Source organism: Deltaproteobacteria bacterium (assembly GCA_012522415.1).
GTDB lineage: Bacteria > Desulfobacterota > Syntrophia > Syntrophales > JAAYKM01 > JAAYKM01.
Genome location: JAAYKM010000017.1, coordinates 1 through 18,864 on the forward strand (window position 1 = coordinate 1; position 18,864 = coordinate 18,864).

The following is an 18,864-nucleotide window of genomic DNA, read 5'->3' on the forward strand; positions in this document are numbered from 1 at the left end:
AATGAAGTTCGGCCGCACAGCTCTCTGGGAGATAAAACGCCTTATGAATTTATCAAAGAACATCAAACTATGCTACAGGAACAAGGACTCATTTTGAACTTGGTACATATTTTGGGGTAAGGTCACCTTCGCCGTCAAAGCGCTCCGAAGCATACCGTCGGGAAAACCTTTCCTCTCTCTCATCCCAGGATCCGTATCCAGAAACTTACATCCCTGGGGCCTTAACGCATGCCCTCACCTTACGGCTTATAGTAAAGCCAGCGATTGCTGAAACACCAGGATTTTTCCATAATTCTTGACAGTCCCTTGAAGATATACTAGATACCGCGGAAATACGTCCAGAGTATTCAAATGTGAAGCGTTGTCGGGACCAACAAAATGTGCGAAGTCGTTTTCTACGCTGAGCAGAGGTCCTGTCCTTCCCGGGAAATATTATGTAATAATCGAATAGGAGAGATTTCATGCTGGAAAAACTGGGGAATTACGAATGGGTAGAATCCAGGAAGGATTCTTTCGGCACGTATTACTTCGATCAGAACTTTCTGATTCTTGATCAGAAAAGAGTCAGCGTCTCCATTAAAACCGTATTTACGGAAAAAGGAAAAAAGGAGCGGCTCAACTTCATGAACATTTCACCCCTCGAATTAACCCGTCTGGCGGATCTGCTCGACTACGAAATCAACATTTTCATCCTGGAATGCGATCAACACATGTTCACACATCCCGAATTCGCCGGATACGACAAGGATGGGAACATCCTCTACCACATGTCTAATAATTTTTATCCGATAGAGCGTGGCAGTATTCTCGAAGACATTTTAGACAAAGTCCAAGGGGAGCGTGATAAAACAAAAAAAGACAAGCAGCACTTGAATTGAGTCGACCGGTTATTCAGTCAATGCATGAATGTCATCAACAACGCTAAAACGCCGATAAAGGGGGAGCATTATGAATTATCTCATCGTTTACAGCCACTACAACCCCAACAGCTTCAATCATGTCCTGCTGGACATTCTGACGGATACGTTGGCCGAAAGGCATCAGGTTGAACTACGTGATCTTTATGCCCTTCATTTCAATCCAGCATTAACCGAAAACGATATGCAGTCCTTGGAAAAGGGAACGCCTCCCGAGGATATCCGGGTTGAGCAGGACTTTATCCGCTGGGCCGATGTGATCATCTTTGTCTATCCCATATGGTGGTCAGGTATGCCGGCCATTCTGAAGGGCTACATCGACCGTGTCTTTTCATTCGGCTTCGCCTATACTGTTGATGAATCTGGCTCCAGGGGGCTTTTGGTCGGGAAAAAAGTCTATCTCGTCAATACAACTGGGGCAGACGAGCAAACCAACATTGAGTCCGGGGTATTCCAGAGCATGCACAATTTAACGGATATCGGCATTTTTCAATTTTGCGGCATGGAACTGATCGGACATAATTATTTTACAGCCGTACCGTACGTCACAGACGATGAACGGCGGGTCATGATTTCAAAGTTCAGAAGTGCCGTAGAGCGTCTGTTCAGACAGTAATCGAATCGTGACGCTGGGAACCCAGATCATGAACAAGGAACAAGGTGACCCTCCCAGCCCGTGGGGCGGCATTCTGGCCCCGGGCCCTCGGCCACTACCCAGGGGAAGCTTACGGAAATACGGGAGGCCGATCCTTAGCATCCTCAGCAAGCGCTGCCTTGACAGCGTCATTGACAAGGTCTGATATTGATTTCGATGTTTCTATTGATTTTAGTTTCAGTGCCTTATGTATGGAAGGGTCGAAATACACGGTGGCTTTTTTTGCGGGTGTTGCCATAATGCCACCTCCAATCTTTGTGACATTATAGCGTCAAAACGTTATGACGTCAATAATGGTTTCAGAAAGCGAACGGCAAGTTCACCTGCTGATATGAAGCGAAGCGGAATAGCCGTCCAGTGCAGTGCTTTGTTAGCCCTTAATTGCCTCCAGCTTCTCAGCAGACGAAATAGGCTCCACCCATAATGCTCTTTCCCCTAGATCTTCGAGCTTGTATGGAAGGTTTTTAAGTTCAAATGGTAAATCCAATTTGTAAGCTTCCTCTAACGGGAATTCAAGAATATTTAGTTCCGTACAGTACCTGAGCACCAATTTTAGGTAGCGACGAAGCAATAGTATTGACGGCACCACATTTTTCTTTTTTAGCCAAGACAGGACATCCTGGTCTCGTTTAGAGCTGTTGCATGAGGTGCATGCCCATACAATGTTATCCGCGTGATCAAGTCCACCCCTGTTTCTTGGAATTAGATGATCCATGTTTAAGCGCTCAATGCTGCCGCAGTAGCAACACGATTTTGGATACTTGTATTTTATTTTCTCATCATCATATATAGAACCCACACTCATGGATCCAGATGCTAAACCTTTAAAAAGGCGTGCGCGAATCATATACTGAAGTCGACCATATTTTTTGGCGCCAACTTCAACCGCGTTGTGAGCACCAGCCAAATTAGCATAAGACCAAGCGATATGTTCTTTTACCGTTTTGATTTCTGGCATAAATGGCTACCTGAAGGCTAACGGCGGCAATGACGCGCAAGAAATGGCCGCGCGAGCGCGGCTATTTCTTGTCGCTGTCCATTGCTTTGTTCGCACTGTTTTTATCTTTGATCTCATCAAGGACTTCACGGACCAAGTCTTTGAATTCCTCCCGAATCGAGAAGTTGTCTTTCTCCCATGCATAGTTCGGATATTCATAGACAACGACTTGCCGCAGAAAGTCGTTCTTCATCATCCCGAGTTGGGAAGACATCGTCGTCAGGTGATATCCGACCTTCGACGCATCTAACGTCGTGTCGTATTCGAGCAACTCTTTCTTGAGTTGCTCGCGAGTCAACGACTTCCGCTTCAGGAGAACAGGAAGTAGCACATCTCGGAGCCGTTGGTTCGTAACTCTCTGTCGTGAAAGGTACTCGCGGAGCAGCTTATGCAACTTTTCCTGTGGGTATGTGCCGGGTTCATCCGACATTGGAATTTGGAACTTCTTCTGCTTCTTCACGCGCTCCTGCTCGAACTCCTCAGAAATAATCGAGGTCTTGATGAGGAGTTCGTCTCCGCCAGCCGTTTTGACGTAGTTCAAGACAACAGCGTTGATGTTGACGCTAAAATTGTCAGATAGCCATTCGATCATCCGCTCCAAGGCTGACTCGACCGAGAACCCTACCAAAATGATTCGTTGAGTGTCGTTTATGGTGAGGGTTTCAACGTCGATATCAGGAAAGGACTCGGTGAGAGTTTCCTCCAGACTCTTGCCGGAGTATTCCGAACAGATTTCGCCGAGCTTTTCGATTGTCCATCCGGCAGCGTCGGACGCATAGTCGATTGCCTGGGTAAGGGCCCCACGAGGGAGTTTATCTCTTTTTATCTCGATAATGACAACGTTTCCGGTCTTGTCAATTCCAAGGAGATCCATCGGGCCGGACTTCGACATCGTCTGACGGCCGATGATAACAATGTCAGGCCCGAGAATTGCGGGATTGGATTCCAGCCACGGCTCCAAGTCGTACGGTTCCGTACGGCCCTCATTCTTCAAGTTGGTGGCGATGGATTGGAGCTTGCCGTCCACAATCTGCCACGTCTTTATCTCGGTACCCATCGTTTATCCTTTCTCGTGCTAACAATTAATATACCAACTTGGTTTTTTCGGTTTGTGGAGGCATTATGACTCTTTTTTGAAAAGAATGCCAAGAAAGAAGTGCTTAAAAATCAAATAAATTCAACTTTGAGTACTCGGCATCCTTCGGTGGGCAAACCCATCCATGGCAACTTGGGGCAAAAAATATTGAGGAATTTCTTTTGTGATGTCTCCGGATGTTCGCAAATTACAAAGCCCCCCGGACGCTTTTTTTAATTCCGATGAAGGCTTCCGGGGGATTTTGAAAAACGAGTTGGTTCATCATCGAAGATATGCAACTCGGCAGGAGGCCCAAAAAGAGATCACTGAATATATTGAAATGTTCTACAATCGCCAAAGGCGACAGGCGCGGTTGGGGTATCTTTCTCCCGCAGCGTTTCAAAAAAACTTTGTCAAAGAACAATGTACTGACCAACGTTTTGGTGTCCGCTATTGACGACCAACCTCAGTTTTGGCCCAAAACCGAAGGGGATCCCCCCTCGCATTTATTGAGCAAGCTGACTATTCTTGCGCAACAAGACGTCGAGCAGCCATAACAACTTGCTCCGACTTCGGCTTATAAAAAGCTTCTTGGGGCGGTGATACCGGCACAGGAATGTCAGGCGCTGCTATCCGGACAATAGGAGCCTTAAGGGCGTTAAAAGCTTCTTCTGCGGCAATCGCTGCAATTTCTGCTCCGAACCCACAGAATCGGGAGGCATCATGCAGCACCAACAGACGACCAGTCTTTCGAACTGAATCCAGCAAGGTTGTTTTGTCCAGCGGCACTAGCGTACGAAGGTCGATTATTTCAAGAGAAATACCGTCTTCAGCCAGAATGCCAGCAGCCTCTAGTGCCGTATAAACGCACCCGCCGTAGGTAACTATCGTACAATCCGTACCCGCCCTAACCAATTTGGCTTTTCCTATGGGGATACGTAGATCTCCTTCTGGTACCTCACCTTGCATCCAGTAAAGGGGCAACTCGTCGACAAACACCACGGGATTGGGATCGAATATGGCACTTAAAAGCAAACCTTTAGCATCCGCCGGCGTACTGGGAAAAACGAGCTTAAGCCCGGGGCTGTGTGCAATCCAGGCTTCCAGGTTGTGAGAATGTTGACAACCGGCCCCGAAATTGACGCCGGCTTTGACGCGCACCGTCATGGGGAAAGTACTTTGGCCGCCGCTCATATAACGAAGTTTGGCAGCATGATTGACCAGCATGTCAGACGCCAGCGTCATAAATGGGAAAAACATGATCTCTATTACCGGTGTTAACCCCATGGCTGAAGCGCCAACTGCAAGACCGACAATGGCTGCCTCGCTGACCGGTGTATCTTTGATCCGGCGGGTACCGTATTTATCAAGCAGGCCGAAAGTCGGAAGCCTCGGATCCAGATGAATCGAGGTGCCAACGCCTTCACCGGCCACAAAAACAGTCTCATCCACAGATAAAGCCAGGTCCAGTGCCTGGTTCAAAGCTTGGCCGAATGATATTATAGCCATATAAAGCCTCCTTTAAGAGTTATAGCCGTTGCGGTACTAAAAAATACCTGCTGCGGCAACCTGGATAAAACACGTTAAGAAACCCACAAATCTTCAAGCGCTGCTTCTGGTTCGGGAAACGGACTTTGATCGCCAAATGCTACAGCGGCATCCACCTTGTCAATCATTTCAGCTTCAATGGCATCGCACTGCCGTGGTGACAGGATCCCTTCTTTCACCAAGCGTTCCCGTAACCTTCTGACCGGACAGCGCCCGGCCCACTCATTTAACTCGGCTTTGTCCATGTAATGTCCTACATCATGTTCGCCATGCCCCCGCATACGATACGTAACAGCTTCGATCAGGACCGGCCCATTACCGCTGCGGCAGTAATCCGCCATTTTAAGTGACAGGCCGTAAACAGCTTCCGCATCGTTTCCATCAACAGCTTCGCCCGGCATGTTATAGGCTTGTGCGCGTTTGAAGATATCTTTAATGCACGAATGATCGGCCAGACACTGGGCTCCGGCCCATGCATTGTTCTCGCAGACAAAAAGAATCGGAAGTTTCCAAAGAGCGGCCATGTTCATGGCTTCGTGCACGCTTCCTTCCGCTGCAGCACCATCACCAAAAAACACCACGGTGATGTGCGGCCGGCCCAGATATTGTTGAGCAAACGCTGCTCCCATCGCAAGAGGGGGTGATGCACCTACTACCGTTGAGGTCATGATGGCATTAACGGATGGTACGGTAAGGTGCAAGGTGCCTGCTTTGCCCTTGTTTACCCCGGTAGCCTTGGTCATAATTTCTGCCATCAGCCGTTTTGGATCCGCACCTTTAGCCAGCAAATGCCCGTGGCTGCGGTGGTTGGAGACAATTACATCCTCGGATTGAAGCGCTTTTATAACGCCCGCAGCCACGGCCTCCTGGCCCACAGCAAGAATTTGCATGCCGACCACGCGCGCTTTTTCCCGGGATAATTCTATAATCCTTTCTTCAAATTTACGGATGAGTACCATGTCGCTGTACAGCGCCTTTCGAATATCTGGATCCAACATGGCTTGCTGCATGATTTTCATTCTCCTTTCCGTTTTTCTAATTGCTTGCAGGTCGTGCCGACAAGCTCGCTATCTTAAAACACGCTAAGCGCTTAGTCTATGAAAAGAACAGACTAATCGGAAACCTCACACCTCTTCCTTGGTCTTATACAAGAGTACTGTATTAATCACAATCTGCCACCCTTACAGTTATTGGTGGTGAATAAACCCACACGTCTCCCTAGGCACCCTTTACCGTTACGACAGAGAAGAATTCCTGATCGCAACCCCCTCTGTGCCAACAGCGATGCCGGCAATTGATCCGGTGTAACGCATTCCAGCCACCATGGAACGTGTCGGCATAGCTATGGGAAACGGACATATCATCCGGATCACAATCAGCCTGGATGTCACCCTTATGATGCGTCATTCTCTACATCTCTTGATACATTCACCGGCTCTGCGGAGTGAAACACCTTCATCAACACAAAAAATCCCTTTGACACAGATTTTTCCAGACGGTATATTAAAATTGTGTCAGTTCCTACCGCGCTTCGTTTTAACGTTATGGGAAACATATTTTTTCTCTCACACAATCTATGTCAAGAAAGGTTCGGGGTTTCAAAATAATCAGGTAATCTGAACAGAGTTCCCTTTAATTTCTGATTTATACGCAGTTGCATTCAAGAACATTGCTGTCGTTCCCCCACGGATCATCCGGGGCTTTGGCCTCAACTGACCCGGGGCAAGGCCAACGCCGCACGGGAATTGAGCGCAACCGGTATGAATACAACTTTTATGGGGGTATTTGCGCATGAACAGTAAAAAGGAGCACCCGCGTCAACAAGTTCCCATTTCTCCAGACCCGTTTACCATCGTTGAGAAAGAGCTTCTGGCTAAAAGGACCATCTGCAAGATGGTCATCGAAGCGCCACTTATTGCCCGTAAGGCTAAGGCCGGCCAGTTCATCATTCTGCGCGTTAATGAAGCCGGTGAACGGGTACCCATGACCATTACGGAAAAAGACCTCACCAAAGGCACCATCACCATTTACTATCAGGTTGTGGGCAAAACCACGGCCCTGATGCGCAACATGAAAGTCGGGGATCGGTTCAAGGATGTCGTCGGACCGCTCGGTCAGCCGGACGAAATCGAAAAAGTCGGCAAGGTGGTCATGGTGGGCGGCGGGACAGGAACCGCTGTTCTCTACCACATCACCCAAGCTTACCGGGCCCTCGACAATTATCTGGTCGGCATTGTCGGTGCCAGAGAAAAAGATCTCATCATACTGAAGGAGGAAATGGGAGCTCTTTGCGATGAACTCATCCTTACCACCGATGACGGCAGTTGCGGACAAAAGGGCATCGTGACGGAAGCCCTCATGAATTACTTGAAAACATCTCATGACGTAAAACTGGTCTGGGCCATCGGTCCACTGGCCATGATGAAGGCGGTCTGCGGCATCACACGGCTTTTCCAGATCAAGACCATGGTCAGTCTCAACCCGATCATGGTGGACGGAACCGGTATGTGCGGCTGTTGCCGTGTCACCGCCGGAGGGCAAACCCGTTTCGCCTGCGTGGACGGACCAAGCTTCAACGGCCATCTTGTCGACTTCGATGAACTGCTCAAAAGAAAAGGCATGTACCTGAATCAGGAACGGGAATCCCTCCTGTTCTCTGTCAGATAAATCTGCAAATCACCTCACTCACAGCCAGGAAGGGGACGCAATGATGGAGGAAAAAGCCCAGACTGAAAAAATCAACAGACAGAAAATGCCAGAACAGAACGTCTCATCCCGGATACGCAACTTTACGGAAGTGCCCCTGGGTTACGATCCACGAGCAGCCCGGCGAGAAGCATCCCGCTGCATCATGTGCAAGAATCCGAAATGCGTGGATGGATGCCCTGTCGGTATCGATATTCCGGCTTTTATCAAGCTGATTAAAGAGGGTAAATTTCTTGAGGCTATTTATAAGATCAAGGAAAAGAATTCCCTTCCAGCGGTCTGTGGAAGGGTATGTCCCCAGGAGGATCAATGCGAAAAAATGTGTATCCTGGGATTGAAAGGAGAACCCGTCGGTATCGGCAATCTGGAACGTTTCGCCGCCGATTATGAGTACACCCAGCCACTGGCCGAGGCAAAAAACCCGGCCAAGCTCACGGGGAAAAAGGTCGCCGTCGTCGGTTCGGGCCCCTCCGGATTGACCGTGGCCGCCGATCTGGCCCTCCTGGGGCATGACGTGACCATCTTTGAAGCCCTCCATGAATCGGGCGGCGTGCTCATCTATGGCATTCCGGAATTCCGCCTTCCCAAAGCAATCGTCAAGCGCGAGGTCGATTACCTCAGGTCCCTCGGCGTCAAGATTTACACCGACATGATCATCGGTAAGCTTTTTACCGTTGATGAACTGTTCGAGCGGGGTTTTGAAGCCGTCTACCTGGGTGTTGGCGCGGGACTTCCAGTCTTCATGGGCATCCCCGGAGAAAATCTCAATGGAATCCTTTCAGCAAACGAATTTCTCACCCGGGTCAACCTGATGAAAGGGTACGAGTTCCCCGACGCGGACACCCCGGTTTATGTGGGCAACCAGGTCGCCGTCATCGGTGGCGGTAACGTGGCCATGGACTGCGCGCGAACGGCCCTGCGCCTCGGCGCAAAGATGGTGACCGTCCTGTATCGCCGCTCAAGAAGGGAAATGCCTGCCCGCCTGGATGAAGTCATCCGGGCCGAGGAGGAAGGCATCATCTTTCATTATCTGACAAATCCGATCCGTTATCTGGCGAACGAACAGAACTGGGTCAAAGGGATCGAGTGCATCCGCATGGAACTGACCGAACCGGATGATTCCGGGCGCCGGAATGTCATTCCCATTGCCGGATCGGAACAGATTCTTGACTTTGATACGGTCGTGGTCGCGGTCGGCGCCGGCGCAAATCCGGTGCTTTCATCAACGACACCGGATCTGAAATTAAACTCGAAGGGCTACTATATCGTGGATCCGGTCACGGGCCTTACATCGAAACCCCGCGTCTTTGCGGGAGGTGATATCGTCACGGGGTCGGCCACGGTCATCTCGGCGATGGGTGCCGGCCGAGAGTCCGCCCAGGCCATCCACAAACTGATCATGGGAATTAAAGACGCCCCAGAGACCTGACAACGTGGAAAGGAGATTCATGCATGGCGAAACGGTCCAATCCGGAAACGGTTAAAAAGGCGGCATCCCGGAAAAACAAAGTGACGCCCGGAAGCGCGGAACGTATAGAGACGGATAAACGAATAATCGATACGGGGATCTTTCTCCCATGCTTCTGTCCCCTATGTTCGCACACACTGATTGAAGATGATCGAGTCGTCCTGGATGTCCGGCGACCGTCCGGCCAGAAAGGCAAGATCCGCCTCAGCCCTTATCTGAATGTCCATGAAAGTTCCAGCACGATTTATATTCCAGATGACGAGGAAGTGGAGGATATTTTCTGTCCCCACTGCCATCAATCCTTGAAGGATACGCCAATGCAATGCGATGAATGCGGTTCCGCCGTAGCGCGGTTCATCATTCGCCCCTTCTATAAGGATATCGATTTTTTCATCTGTCAGAAAAAAAACTGCCATTGGCATGGCATTGGACCGGAAACAAAACGGGAAATGGAATTGGAGATCACAGGGTTTAAAAACCCCAAAGATCAACTGGAATTGATCCGGACCGGAACGAAACTCCAATTTTTCTGTCCGACCTGCGGCGCCAAACTGGTACAGGGGGAGGACCTGACAATGGTCGCCGAAGACAGGGAGGGGCGTCTGGCCTCCTTGAGACTCAGTCCTTACCTGAACTTCTTTACGAGCGAATGTTCACTGATGATCCCCGACGAAGAGGACGTGGTGGACTTGCTCTGCCCGGATTGTGGTGAAAGCTTCTGGCAAAGCGAGAAATATTGCGGTCTGTGCGGGTCAAAAGCAGCCAAACTGGACGTCAGGGGAAGTTCGTTCGACGCCGATTTTTACATCTGCATGCGCAGGCAGTGCAACTGGCACGGCTTGAGCGAAAAGGATTGTCGAAAGATCATTTTAGATGATAGTCTTGAATGGTAGGAAATAAAAAATAAAGGGAGTTGAACAAACTATGGCGACAAAAGAATTTCTTGAAGATCGGAAAAAATTGCTGCAGATCATGGAAAAACACGCCCCCACCTTCAAGTATGAAATGACGAAAAAACATCTGTCCGAAGATCAGATCGAACTGATCTATCCCCTCATCGTCGGCTTTGTGGAAAAAGTGTACAAAGAACTCCAGACGGCACCCAAGAAAAAGCTCTGAACTGCCCGCCGGCGACCACCCCTGAAACCACAAAACCCCTTCTCGTTCGGCAACCATGCCCGGAGAAGGGGTTTTGCCCTGCATGACACAGCAATGCCCCCCACTTTTTTGACGGAAAAATTAAGAATGGTGTGTCTTATTTAATCAGACACTACGGTTGTTTTATCATTGACTTGTGAAATGGATTTCCCTATACTCTCCCGCCATATAGTGAAATCAATTTATTGCATGAGGAATGTTATGGAAATTCATGTCAAGGAACTGATTGAAAAAATCCGGAACGATGGGGTTAAAGATGCAGAGGCCAAAGCTTCAGCCATCATCGACGAGGCCGAGTTAAAAGCGCAGGCTATTGTTGCTCGTGCAAAGGATGAGGCATCCCAGATTACAGAAAAGGCGAGGGAGGAAGCGCAAAAATCGGAACAAGCGGGCCGGGAGATTCTCAAACAGGCAGGCCGGGATCTCATCTTGAATCTCCAGGCAAGAATAATTGATCTTTTCAACATCATCGTCAAGGAAGAGGTCTCCGCCGCAATGGATGATAAAATTATGGGTGAAACCATTGTCAGGCTAATCGGATCCTGGAAGGAAGATATTTCCAATCTTCAGATTGTACTTGGCGTACGTGATTATCAGGATTTGGAGATGCATCTCAGGGAAAAGCTCGCCCAGGAAATTCAAAAGGGTCTTGAAATACACCCTTCCCCAACTCTTGAGTCAGGCTTTTTTGTTGCAGTGAAAAATGGCTCCGCATACCACAATTTTTCCGCCGAAGGAATGGCAGCGGTCCTCTCCGAGTCGCTGAACCCCAGATTATCGGCTCTGCTCAGTGAAGGGCTGAAAGACAAACCGGAGGGATAAGGTTTGTTGAATCACTATTACTACACGGTAGCCTCGCTGCCCCTGCTCTCTTATGATTCAGAGAAATTCATGTCTGAAAAAGAATTTCTCGTCTGTTGTGAATCGACCGTAACCGAAAAGGACTTTCAACTACTGAAACGGATCTCTCTTGTGCCGCCGAGCCGTGATGAATCCACCCATCCGGTTTTAGCCAAATGGAACAGCTGGGAAAGAGGCCTTCGGAATGAGCTTGTAAAGATGAGGGCCGGGCGCAAAGGAGTGGACAGCGATAAGTACATTGCCCCGGGAGTCATGGAAACGGATCTGCAGAACCTTGCACGTGACGCCTTTGGCTCGGCAACACCAATCGAAGCGGAGAGGGTTCTCGAAAGAGCACGATGGACGTATCTGGACAACCTTGAGGCGGGCCATTATTTCGATCTTGGAAAATTGATTGTGTATTATCTGAAACTGCAATTGCTCTGGAGAAAATCAAACATAAACAAAGAAAAAGGCCGGTCCAACTTCGAGGAGATTTATTCAGCCATCACGGGTAAAAGCGTTTTGCAAAAAAACAGATCGGATTGATTCATTGAAAATGTTTTAATCTACAGGGGTTCTTATGGCGGAAGTACAAAATACGAGCAGGGTCGTTGGTGTTAGCGGTAATATGGTCACCGTCGAATTTGATGGGAAAATTCTCATGAACGAGGTGGGTTATGTGAAGCTCGAAACACCGGAGGGAACCAAGCGCCTTAAGTCCGAGGTAATCCGGGTAAGGGGCAATCGGGCCGACTTGCAGGTATTCGAAATGACCCGTGGTATCGGAGTCGGCGATACAGTCGAACTTACGGGGAACCTTTTGTCCGTGACATTGGGCCCGGGACTCTTGGGTCAGGTTTTCGACGGCCTGCAGAACCCTCTCCCCCAATTGGCCGAGGAGTGCGGTTTCTTTCTGGACCGTGGTGTTTATCTTGAACCAATGCCTGACAGGGAATGGGAGTTTACCCCTGTGGTTAAAACCGGAGACACCGTGACAAGAGGGGATACCCTGGGAACCGTTCCGGAGGGGATTTTCAACCATCATATCATGGTGCCCTTCAACATGTACGATACATATAAAGTCAAATCGATTGCTCCAAAAGGGGAATACCGGGTCATTCAGAACATCGCTGAAATCGAAGACGCCAAAGGGAATACTTATCCCCTCACCATGAAATTTGAATGGCCCGTAAAGCGAGCCATTGACGCCTATGCGGAACGCCTTAAACCGATTGAACCCATGATTACCAAAGTTAGACTCATCGACACCTTTATCCCTGTCGCAAAGGGTGGCACATATTGTATTCCCGGGCCGTTCGGCGCCGGCAAAACGGTCCTGCAACAGATCACCAGCCGCAACGCGGACGTGGATGTCGTCATTATCGCGGCCTGCGGGGAACGAGCTGGGGAGGTGGTTGAAACTCTTAGAGATTTCCCTGAACTGGTGGATCCAAAAACGGGCAATTCCCTCATGGAACGGACCATCATCATCTGCAACACGAGTTCAATGCCGGTTGCCGCACGGGAGGCCTCCGTATACACGGCCCTGACTCTCGCCGAATACTATAGACAAATGGGTTTGGACGTTCTCCTGCTTGCAGACTCCACATCCAGATGGGCGCAAGCGATGAGGGAAATGTCGGGCCGCCTGGAAGAGATTCCCGGCGAAGAAGCTTTCCCCGCCTATCTTGAATCGGTTATCGCCTCCTTTTATGAAAGGGCGGGACTGGTCAGACTCAAGGATGGCTCATGCGGATCCGTCACCATCGGCGGCACGGTCAGCCCGGCAGGGGGAAACTTTGAGGAACCAGTAACCCAGGCAACTCTCAAGGTCGTCGGGGCCTTCCACGGCCTTTCAAGGGAAAGGTCGGATGCGAGAAAATACCCCGCCATCGATCCCCTGGAAAGCTGGAGTAAATACAGAGGATCCGTTGATCCGGCCAGAACGGACTACGCCTGGAACATTCTCTTCAACGGAAATGATGTCGCCCAGATGATGAAAGTCGTCGGAGAAGAAGGGACAAGCATTGAAGACTATATCGTATACCTGAAAAGCGACATTCTCGATTCCGTTTATATGCAGCAGAATTCCTTTGATCCTGTGGATAACGCGGTTTCCGTCGAGAGACAGAAACATATTTTTGATATTGTCTTCAGAATCCTCTCCGCAGAATTCGACTTCCAGATCAAGGATGAGGCGAGGCAATACTTTAACCGAATGCGACAACTCTTCCTGGATTACAACGGTGCAAGATGGAATACGGACGAATTCGCGGCAAAAGAACGGGAGATAGTGGATTTGCTCTCGTCGAAACAGAAAGGTCTTGACGAAAATGCGGCAGGATGACTGGAAACAAACATATAAGGGATAGGGGAAATGCGCAAAGTTTACAGCAAGATCGAATCGATATCCGGAAATGTCATCACCGTTTCCGCAGACGGAGTGAAGTATGAAGATCTGGCCGAGGTGACTTCCGCCCACGGCAAGTCTCTGGCACAAGTGATCAAGCTCGATGACGACAAGGTCTCCCTTCAGGTTTTTGCCGGATCCCGGGGCATATCGACGGGCGATGAAATCAGGTTTCTGGGCCATCCCATGAAGGTGTCGTTTTCCGAAAATCTGCTCGGCAGGATTTTTAACGGAGGCGGCAGGCCAAGGGATAAAGGTCCCGAATTAATGGAAAACCTGATCGAGATTGCCGGTCCTTCCGTCAACCCGGCGAAGCGAATCATCCCACGAAATATGGTCAGAACAGGCATTCCCATGATCGACGTGTTCAATTCGCTGGTCGAATCTCAAAAACTTCCCATTTTTTCGATTTCCGGGGAACCTTACAATGAACTTCTCGCACGGATTGCCATGCAGGCCGAGGTGGATATGATTATCCTCGGCGGCATGGGGCTCAAATATGATGATTATCTTTTCTTCAAGGAAACCCTGGAGGAAGGGGGCGCTCTCAGCAGGGCCATATTTTTCGTGCATACGGCCTCGGATCCCATCGTGGAATGCCTCCTGGTTCCCGATGTTGCCCTTGCCGTAGCGGAACAGTTTGCCCTCCAGGGGAAAAAGGTGCTGGTTCTCCTGACCGACATGACCAATTTTGCAGACGCAATGAAGGAAATCGCAATCACCATGGAGCAGGTCCCCTCAAACAGGGGCTACCCCGGTGACCTATACAGCCAGCTTGCCTCTCGATATGAAAAGGCGGTTGACTTCGCCGGAGCGGGCTCCATCACCATCCTTGCCGTGACCACCATGCCCGGCGATGACGTGACGCATCCCGTCCCCGATAATACCGGCTATATCACTGAAGGCCAATTCTATCTGAAAAACGGGAGGATTGAACCATTCGGGTCTCTGTCGCGGCTTAAGCAACAGGTCAACAACAACACACGGAACGACCACCGGGCGCTGATGGATGGCATGATCAAACTTTATGCCGCCTCCAGGGAGTCCGTCGAAAAGAAATCCATGGGTTTCAGAATGTCCGCCTGGGATAACAAACTGCTTAAGTACGGAACGATTTTTGAAAAACAGCTTATGGACCTGTCCGTAAACATCCCCCTGGAGAAAGCGCTCGACAAGGGATGGGAAATTTTAGCCGAATGCTTCACCCCTGAAGAAACGGGCATGAGAACAGAACTCCTCAATACGTTCTGGCCTGAAGGATAGCAGCAAAAAAATGGCGAAAATCAAACTGACGAAAAACGAGCTGAAAAAACAGAGAGACGGCTTGAAGCGTTTCAGCCGATATCTGCCCACCCTCATGCTTAAGAAGCAGCAACTTCAGCTTATCATCAGGCAGGTTGAGACCTCCCTGGAAAGCAAAAAAAAGGAGCGCGATAAATTTAAGGAGGATATTTTTTCGTGGATCGATGTTTTTGGTGAGGAGATCGGTTTTGATGAATTTGTAAAAATGAAATCGCTGATCATCGAAGACGGAAATATTGCGGGAGTGGACATCCCCGTATTCAGGGGGATTGAGTGCGAGCTGCCCGAATACGATCTTTTTATCCAGCCACTGTGGATCGATACAGCTGTCGAAAACGTCTCCCGACTTCTTGCCTTCGATGAAGAGGTAAAAATTCTGGAAAAACAGCTTGAACTTCTCGATGAAGAACTTCATGTAACCACGCAGAGAGTGAACCTTTTCGAAAAAATTAAAATCCCTGAAGCGAGAAAGAACATCAGGGTAATCCAGATCAACCTCGGAGATCAGCAGACGGCAGCCGTTGTAAGGGGAAAGATGGCCAAGAGCAAATTGGTGAAGGTTCCGTAATCATGATTGTCAAAATGAAAAAAATATACGTCGTCGTGCTGGATTCCTTCCGGGAACAGGCCCTGTTGAAGCTCAGGGACATGGGGCTGGTACACGTCGATTTGGAAAGGGACCGATCGAGTGAGGCCCTTAATTCCCTTATAGCGAAAAAAGCGCTTTTCGAACGGGCCCTCCTGACCCTGTCCCAGATCAAGAACAAACCTGGTACCGCCCAATCCACTCCTTACCGTTTCAGTGAAGCGGAAAAAACAGCGAGGCGAATCGCCGCCATTCAAGAGGACCTGAAGCGCCTTGAAGATGAAAGGGAAAAAATACGAAGGGATCTTTCCATTTTTGCCCCCTGGGGTGATTTCGATCCTGCCCTTGTTGAAGAGCTCGGGGAAAAAGGAGTCCCCCTAAGATTTTTCCAACTCTCAAACAAACAGTTCAACGCTCTCCCGGAGAACATCGCGTATTTAACAATATATGCCACAAAGGACGCCACCTTCATCATCGTGGCGGATTTTGATGGAACGGCATCGCAATGCGTTCCGACGGAGCCTTTTATTTTTCCAAAACGGAGCATGTCCGGTCTTGCAACGGATCTGGAAAAAAATAACGTGTATGCCGACAATCTGAAAAATGAGCTGGCATCCCTGACCTCCCAAACACCCCTTCTCACTCACGGTCTTGACGAATTGACAGCGATCCTGGAATTCGAATCGGTCAACACATCAATGGGCACCGAGGACAGGTTTGCCTATCTATCTGGCTATATCCCCGTTGACAAGCTCGAATACATCAGGAAGGAGGCCGCCAAAATGAACTGGGCCCTCCTGGTCCGGGATCCTCAGGATCATGAGATGCCACCGACACTCATCAAAAATCCGAAATGGGTTGAAGTGATTCAACCGCTTTTCCGATTCCTCGATACCACGCCAGGCTACCGTGAATTCGATGTGAGCCTTATCTTTCTCTGTTTCCTCAGCCTCTTTACGGCCATGATTATCGGGGATGCCGGATATGGCATGATTTTCCTGGGGCTGACCCTTTTTATGAGAATGAAACTGAAACAGGCCCCTCCCCAGGCATTTATCCTGCTCGCCGTCCTGAGTATCTCAACGATGGTCTGGGGTGTGATCACCGGTACATGGTTCGGTTCGAAAACACTCGGGGAAATCCCCCTGCTCAAGGCATTGGTCATACCGGAAATCGCCAGCCTGGGCCCGAAAGATACAACGGCCATGATCGAGCAGCTCTGCTTTGTCATCGGCATGACACAGTTGACGATCGGGCTCCTCATAAGCTTCGTCAGAAAAATGCCTTCCCTTGCAGCAATTGCTGAACTCGGCTGGTTTTTAATCCTCTGTTGCATGTATTTTGTTGCAAGATACTTTGTCTTAGGGGTGCCCCTTCATTCCGCAACCATACCCCTTTTTGCCGCAGGCTTTACCCTTGTCTTATTTTTTTCGGAACAGAAAGGGGGAAACATCGCAAAAGGTGTCTTGTATGGAATCCTGTGGTCTCCCATGAAATTCTTGAACAGTGTCAGCATGTTTGCGGATCTTGTTTCTTACATTCGGTTGTTTGCGGTTGGTCTTGCAACGGTGGCGGTGGCGCAGAGCTTCAATGTCATTGCTTCCCGCTTTGAGGGACTCGGGGGAGCGATTGCGGCGGCGTTGATTCTTCTGCTTGCCCATACGTTTAATATGGCTATGGCGCTGTTGGCGGTCATCGTGCATGGAGTGAGGCTCAACATGCTGGAATTCGGCGGAAAAGTTGGAATGGAATGGAGCGGGTACGCGTACAATCCATTCAGGAAAAAAGGACTTTGAAGCCATCCGATTATCTGAACAGGGCAACTTGCAATCCTGTATAAAAGAAAGTATAAAGGCGAAGCTTGACGCCGAATAAAAGAGAGGGGTGTACTATATGGCTTTAGGGCAGATGGGAATCGGAGCTGCGTTTGCTCTGTCGGCAGCGGGGTCGGCAATCGGTATTGGTATCGCCGGTATGGCCACGATCGGGGCATGGAAAAAATGTTACGCCGAAAACAAACCGGCGCCTTTTATTCTGCTGGCTTTCGTCGGCGCGCCGTTTACTCAGACCATTTATGGCATGATCCTCATGAATCAACTTCTGGGCGCGGCAGGCAAAGCCGACCCCGGCCTGATCTTGGGGGCGGGTCTCTTCGGCGGCATCGGGATCGGCATGTCGTCCTGGTTCCAGGGAGCAGCCGGCGCAGCGGCCGCAGACTCACTCACCAGCACGGGAAGGGGCTTCACCAACTACCTCATCATTCTGGGACTCATAGAATCCGTTGCGCTTTTTATCATGGTTTTCCTGATGGGAATCCTGAAATAGATATGCGTACCGTTTTCATTTTCATCACATAGCAGGTCAGCATCAACAGGGAGGCTCATGAACAGCAATCTCAGTACGTTCAAGTCTTTTTTGCTCATTGAACTGGATAATCTTGTGGAAGCGATCGAGCAACTCGTTGTGGCCTCCAAGGAAAAATACAAGAAGCGTGGGATCAGCCAGGCGGTACTGTGTGCAAACACCGCTTTTTTCGAGAAAGAAATTTGGGGAATCAGCACGTTTCATAACCACCTCAAAGATTTGAAGCTGCCGGATATCACAGAGGAAGAAGAAATGGCCAAGGTATTTAAAGACCTATTCGCCGATTGGGTCAAATCCCATGATCTTCCCCCGGCGCTGATTCCCCTTGTGGAGATCAAGGTCAACAAAGTTCTTCGCTACGTCAGGCAGGAACAGGATCCTCCGCTAAAATAACCCGTCCCCATTTGCGACATCCGCTCCCTCGTCAGATTCTGCAATCTACAGCATGTGCATTTGTTGGCCCGTTCGTGAAGAATGCTCATCCCCTGCCCCGGGAACCCGCCATGCCAATCCGCATCCCCGTCTTTCAATCAAATATCTAATCATTTCATCGAACCGTTTTAATCTTTCTTTCAACTGAACGGGTTCATGGGGGATAAAATATCGTTCCTCTTGCCACCCGTCATATTTATTCCTTCGTATATCCAGTCACTTACAAGATTATCAAAACAGAATACCCACTTGGCACGATCATTTCATATATAAAGACAAAAGCAATCATGAAAATAAAAATAAGAAAAGGGAGGACAAAAACCATGAAAAAAACATTGCAAACACTAATCGTCGCGACTTTCGTCGTACTCATCACGGCAACATTCGGATTCGCAGAATATGC

19 protein-coding genes and 1 pseudogene are annotated in these 18,864 nt (G+C 49.4%); 15 read left to right on the forward strand and 5 right to left on the reverse strand.

Features of this window, described 5'->3' with window-relative positions:
- Window positions 1–461: 461 nt before the first annotated feature.
- Entirely contained in the window at window positions 462–878 is a 417-nt protein-coding gene (locus GX147_01230) for a hypothetical protein (GenBank protein NLN59333.1), read from the forward strand.
- Between the two features lie 70 nt (window positions 879–948).
- The gene (locus GX147_01235; GenBank protein NLN59334.1) at window positions 949–1,533 is read left to right on the forward strand and encodes an NAD(P)H-dependent oxidoreductase; all 585 of its coding nucleotides are present in this window, start codon (window positions 949–951) and stop codon (window positions 1,531–1,533) included.
- A 409-nt stretch (window positions 1,534–1,942) separates the two neighbouring features.
- On the opposite strand, the gene GX147_01240 is transcribed toward GX147_01235, so the two are convergent.
- The gene (locus GX147_01240) at window positions 1,943–2,530 is read right to left on the reverse strand and encodes an HNH endonuclease (protein NLN59335.1); all 588 of its coding nucleotides are present in this window, start codon (window positions 2,528–2,530) and stop codon (window positions 1,943–1,945) included.
- 61 nt (window positions 2,531–2,591) lie between these two features.
- Window positions 2,592–3,626, reverse strand: coding sequence for a DUF91 domain-containing protein (locus tag GX147_01245; protein NLN59336.1), 1,035 nt, complete (start codon window positions 3,624–3,626; stop codon window positions 2,592–2,594).
- Window positions 3,627–3,906: 280 nt separating this feature from the next.
- Between GX147_01245 and GX147_01250 the strand changes: the two are divergent.
- Window positions 3,907–4,101, forward strand: a pseudogene (locus GX147_01250) (IS3 family transposase).
- Window positions 4,102–4,166: 65 nt separating this feature from the next.
- Here the strand turns inward: GX147_01250 and GX147_01255 are convergent.
- From GX147_01255 to GX147_01265, 3 genes are all read right to left on the reverse strand, one after another.
- Entirely contained in the window at window positions 4,167–5,153 is a 987-nt protein-coding gene (locus GX147_01255) for an alpha-ketoacid dehydrogenase subunit beta (GenBank protein ID NLN59337.1), read from the reverse strand.
- Between the two features lie 74 nt (window positions 5,154–5,227).
- Window positions 5,228–6,202 carry a thiamine pyrophosphate-dependent dehydrogenase E1 component subunit alpha gene (locus GX147_01260; protein NLN59338.1) on the reverse strand — a complete coding sequence of 325 codons (975 nt, stop codon included), beginning with the start codon at window positions 6,200–6,202 and terminating at the stop codon, window positions 5,228–5,230.
- A gap of 208 nt (window positions 6,203–6,410) precedes the next feature.
- Window positions 6,411–6,599, reverse strand: a complete 189-nt coding sequence (locus GX147_01265; protein ID NLN59339.1) for a hypothetical protein — start codon at window positions 6,597–6,599, stop codon at window positions 6,411–6,413.
- A gap of 384 nt (window positions 6,600–6,983) precedes the next feature.
- Here GX147_01265 and GX147_01270 point away from each other — a divergent pair, with 384 nt between their 5' ends.
- The 12 genes from GX147_01270 to GX147_01325 all read left to right on the forward strand — a co-directional run bounded on the left by GX147_01270 (window position 6,984) and on the right by GX147_01325 (window position 18,422).
- Window positions 6,984–7,859: a sulfide/dihydroorotate dehydrogenase-like FAD/NAD-binding protein gene (locus GX147_01270; protein NLN59340.1), complete on the forward strand. Its 876-nt coding sequence runs from the start codon at window positions 6,984–6,986 to the stop codon at window positions 7,857–7,859.
- A 40-nt stretch (window positions 7,860–7,899) separates the two neighbouring features.
- Window positions 7,900–9,327 (forward strand): NADPH-dependent glutamate synthase, encoded by a 1,428-nt coding sequence (gltA, locus tag GX147_01275; GenBank protein ID NLN59341.1) that lies wholly within the window; start codon window positions 7,900–7,902, stop codon window positions 9,325–9,327.
- 23 nt (window positions 9,328–9,350) lie between these two features.
- Complete coding sequence (locus GX147_01280) at window positions 9,351–10,259, forward strand: hypothetical protein (GenBank protein NLN59342.1); 909 nt, start codon at window positions 9,351–9,353, stop codon at window positions 10,257–10,259.
- A gap of 31 nt (window positions 10,260–10,290) precedes the next feature.
- Complete coding sequence (locus GX147_01285; GenBank protein ID NLN59343.1) at window positions 10,291–10,485, forward strand: hypothetical protein; 195 nt, start codon at window positions 10,291–10,293, stop codon at window positions 10,483–10,485.
- A 240-nt stretch (window positions 10,486–10,725) separates the two neighbouring features.
- Window positions 10,726–11,346: a V-type ATP synthase subunit E gene (locus tag GX147_01290; GenBank protein NLN59344.1), complete on the forward strand. Its 621-nt coding sequence runs from the start codon at window positions 10,726–10,728 to the stop codon at window positions 11,344–11,346.
- A 3-nt stretch (window positions 11,347–11,349) separates the two neighbouring features.
- Window positions 11,350–11,913 (forward strand): DUF2764 family protein, encoded by a 564-nt coding sequence (locus GX147_01295; protein NLN59345.1) that lies wholly within the window; start codon window positions 11,350–11,352, stop codon window positions 11,911–11,913.
- Between the two features lie 34 nt (window positions 11,914–11,947).
- The gene (locus tag GX147_01300; GenBank protein NLN59346.1) at window positions 11,948–13,714 is read left to right on the forward strand and encodes a V-type ATP synthase subunit A; all 1,767 of its coding nucleotides are present in this window, start codon (window positions 11,948–11,950) and stop codon (window positions 13,712–13,714) included.
- 30 nt (window positions 13,715–13,744) lie between these two features.
- Window positions 13,745–15,040 carry a V-type ATP synthase subunit B gene (locus GX147_01305; protein ID NLN59347.1) on the forward strand — a complete coding sequence of 432 codons (1,296 nt, stop codon included), beginning with the start codon at window positions 13,745–13,747 and terminating at the stop codon, window positions 15,038–15,040.
- Window positions 15,041–15,050: 10 nt separating this feature from the next.
- Window positions 15,051–15,647, forward strand: a complete 597-nt coding sequence (locus GX147_01310) for a V-type ATP synthase subunit D (GenBank protein ID NLN59348.1) — start codon at window positions 15,051–15,053, stop codon at window positions 15,645–15,647.
- Between the two features lie 14 nt (window positions 15,648–15,661).
- Entirely contained in the window at window positions 15,662–17,461 is a 1,800-nt protein-coding gene (locus tag GX147_01315; protein NLN59349.1) for a V-type ATP synthase subunit I, read from the forward strand.
- Window positions 17,462–17,558: 97 nt separating this feature from the next.
- Complete coding sequence (locus GX147_01320; protein NLN59350.1) at window positions 17,559–17,990, forward strand: V-type ATP synthase subunit K; 432 nt, start codon at window positions 17,559–17,561, stop codon at window positions 17,988–17,990.
- Window positions 17,991–18,047: 57 nt separating this feature from the next.
- Window positions 18,048–18,422: a hypothetical protein gene (locus GX147_01325; GenBank protein ID NLN59351.1), complete on the forward strand. Its 375-nt coding sequence runs from the start codon at window positions 18,048–18,050 to the stop codon at window positions 18,420–18,422.
- Window positions 18,423–18,864: the final 442 nt, after the last annotated feature.

Excerpts from the sequence above, each read along its gene's own strand:
- GX147_01260 (NLN59338.1), bottom strand. The coding sequence starts at position 6,202 with ATGCAGCAAGCCATGTTGGATCCAGATATTCGAAAGGCGCTGTACAGC.
- GX147_01235 (NLN59334.1), top strand. The coding sequence starts at position 949 with ATGAATTATCTCATCGTTTACAGCCACTACAACCCCAACAGCTTCAAT.
- GX147_01310 (NLN59348.1), top strand. The coding sequence starts at position 15,051 with ATGGCGAAAATCAAACTGACGAAAAACGAGCTGAAAAAACAGAGAGAC.
- GX147_01285 (NLN59343.1), top strand. The coding sequence starts at position 10,291 with ATGGCGACAAAAGAATTTCTTGAAGATCGGAAAAAATTGCTGCAGATC.
- GX147_01300 (NLN59346.1), top strand. The coding sequence starts at position 11,948 with ATGGCGGAAGTACAAAATACGAGCAGGGTCGTTGGTGTTAGCGGTAAT.
- GX147_01245 (NLN59336.1), bottom strand. The coding sequence starts at position 3,626 with ATGGGTACCGAGATAAAGACGTGGCAGATTGTGGACGGCAAGCTCCAA.
- GX147_01270 (NLN59340.1), top strand. The coding sequence starts at position 6,984 with ATGAACAGTAAAAAGGAGCACCCGCGTCAACAAGTTCCCATTTCTCCA.
- GX147_01240 (NLN59335.1), bottom strand. The coding sequence starts at position 2,530 with ATGCCAGAAATCAAAACGGTAAAAGAACATATCGCTTGGTCTTATGCT.
- GX147_01325 (NLN59351.1), top strand. The coding sequence starts at position 18,048 with ATGAACAGCAATCTCAGTACGTTCAAGTCTTTTTTGCTCATTGAACTG.
- GX147_01290 (NLN59344.1), top strand. The coding sequence starts at position 10,726 with ATGGAAATTCATGTCAAGGAACTGATTGAAAAAATCCGGAACGATGGG.
- GX147_01315 (NLN59349.1), top strand. The coding sequence starts at position 15,662 with ATGAAAAAAATATACGTCGTCGTGCTGGATTCCTTCCGGGAACAGGCC.
- gltA (NLN59341.1), top strand. The coding sequence starts at position 7,900 with ATGATGGAGGAAAAAGCCCAGACTGAAAAAATCAACAGACAGAAAATG.
- GX147_01230 (NLN59333.1), top strand. The coding sequence starts at position 462 with ATGCTGGAAAAACTGGGGAATTACGAATGGGTAGAATCCAGGAAGGAT.
- GX147_01255 (NLN59337.1), bottom strand. The coding sequence starts at position 5,153 with ATGGCTATAATATCATTCGGCCAAGCTTTGAACCAGGCACTGGACCTG.
- GX147_01265 (NLN59339.1), bottom strand. The coding sequence starts at position 6,599 with ATGACGCATCATAAGGGTGACATCCAGGCTGATTGTGATCCGGATGAT.
- GX147_01320 (NLN59350.1), top strand. The coding sequence starts at position 17,559 with ATGGCTTTAGGGCAGATGGGAATCGGAGCTGCGTTTGCTCTGTCGGCA.
- GX147_01305 (NLN59347.1), top strand. The coding sequence starts at position 13,745 with ATGCGCAAAGTTTACAGCAAGATCGAATCGATATCCGGAAATGTCATC.
- GX147_01280 (NLN59342.1), top strand. The coding sequence starts at position 9,351 with ATGGCGAAACGGTCCAATCCGGAAACGGTTAAAAAGGCGGCATCCCGG.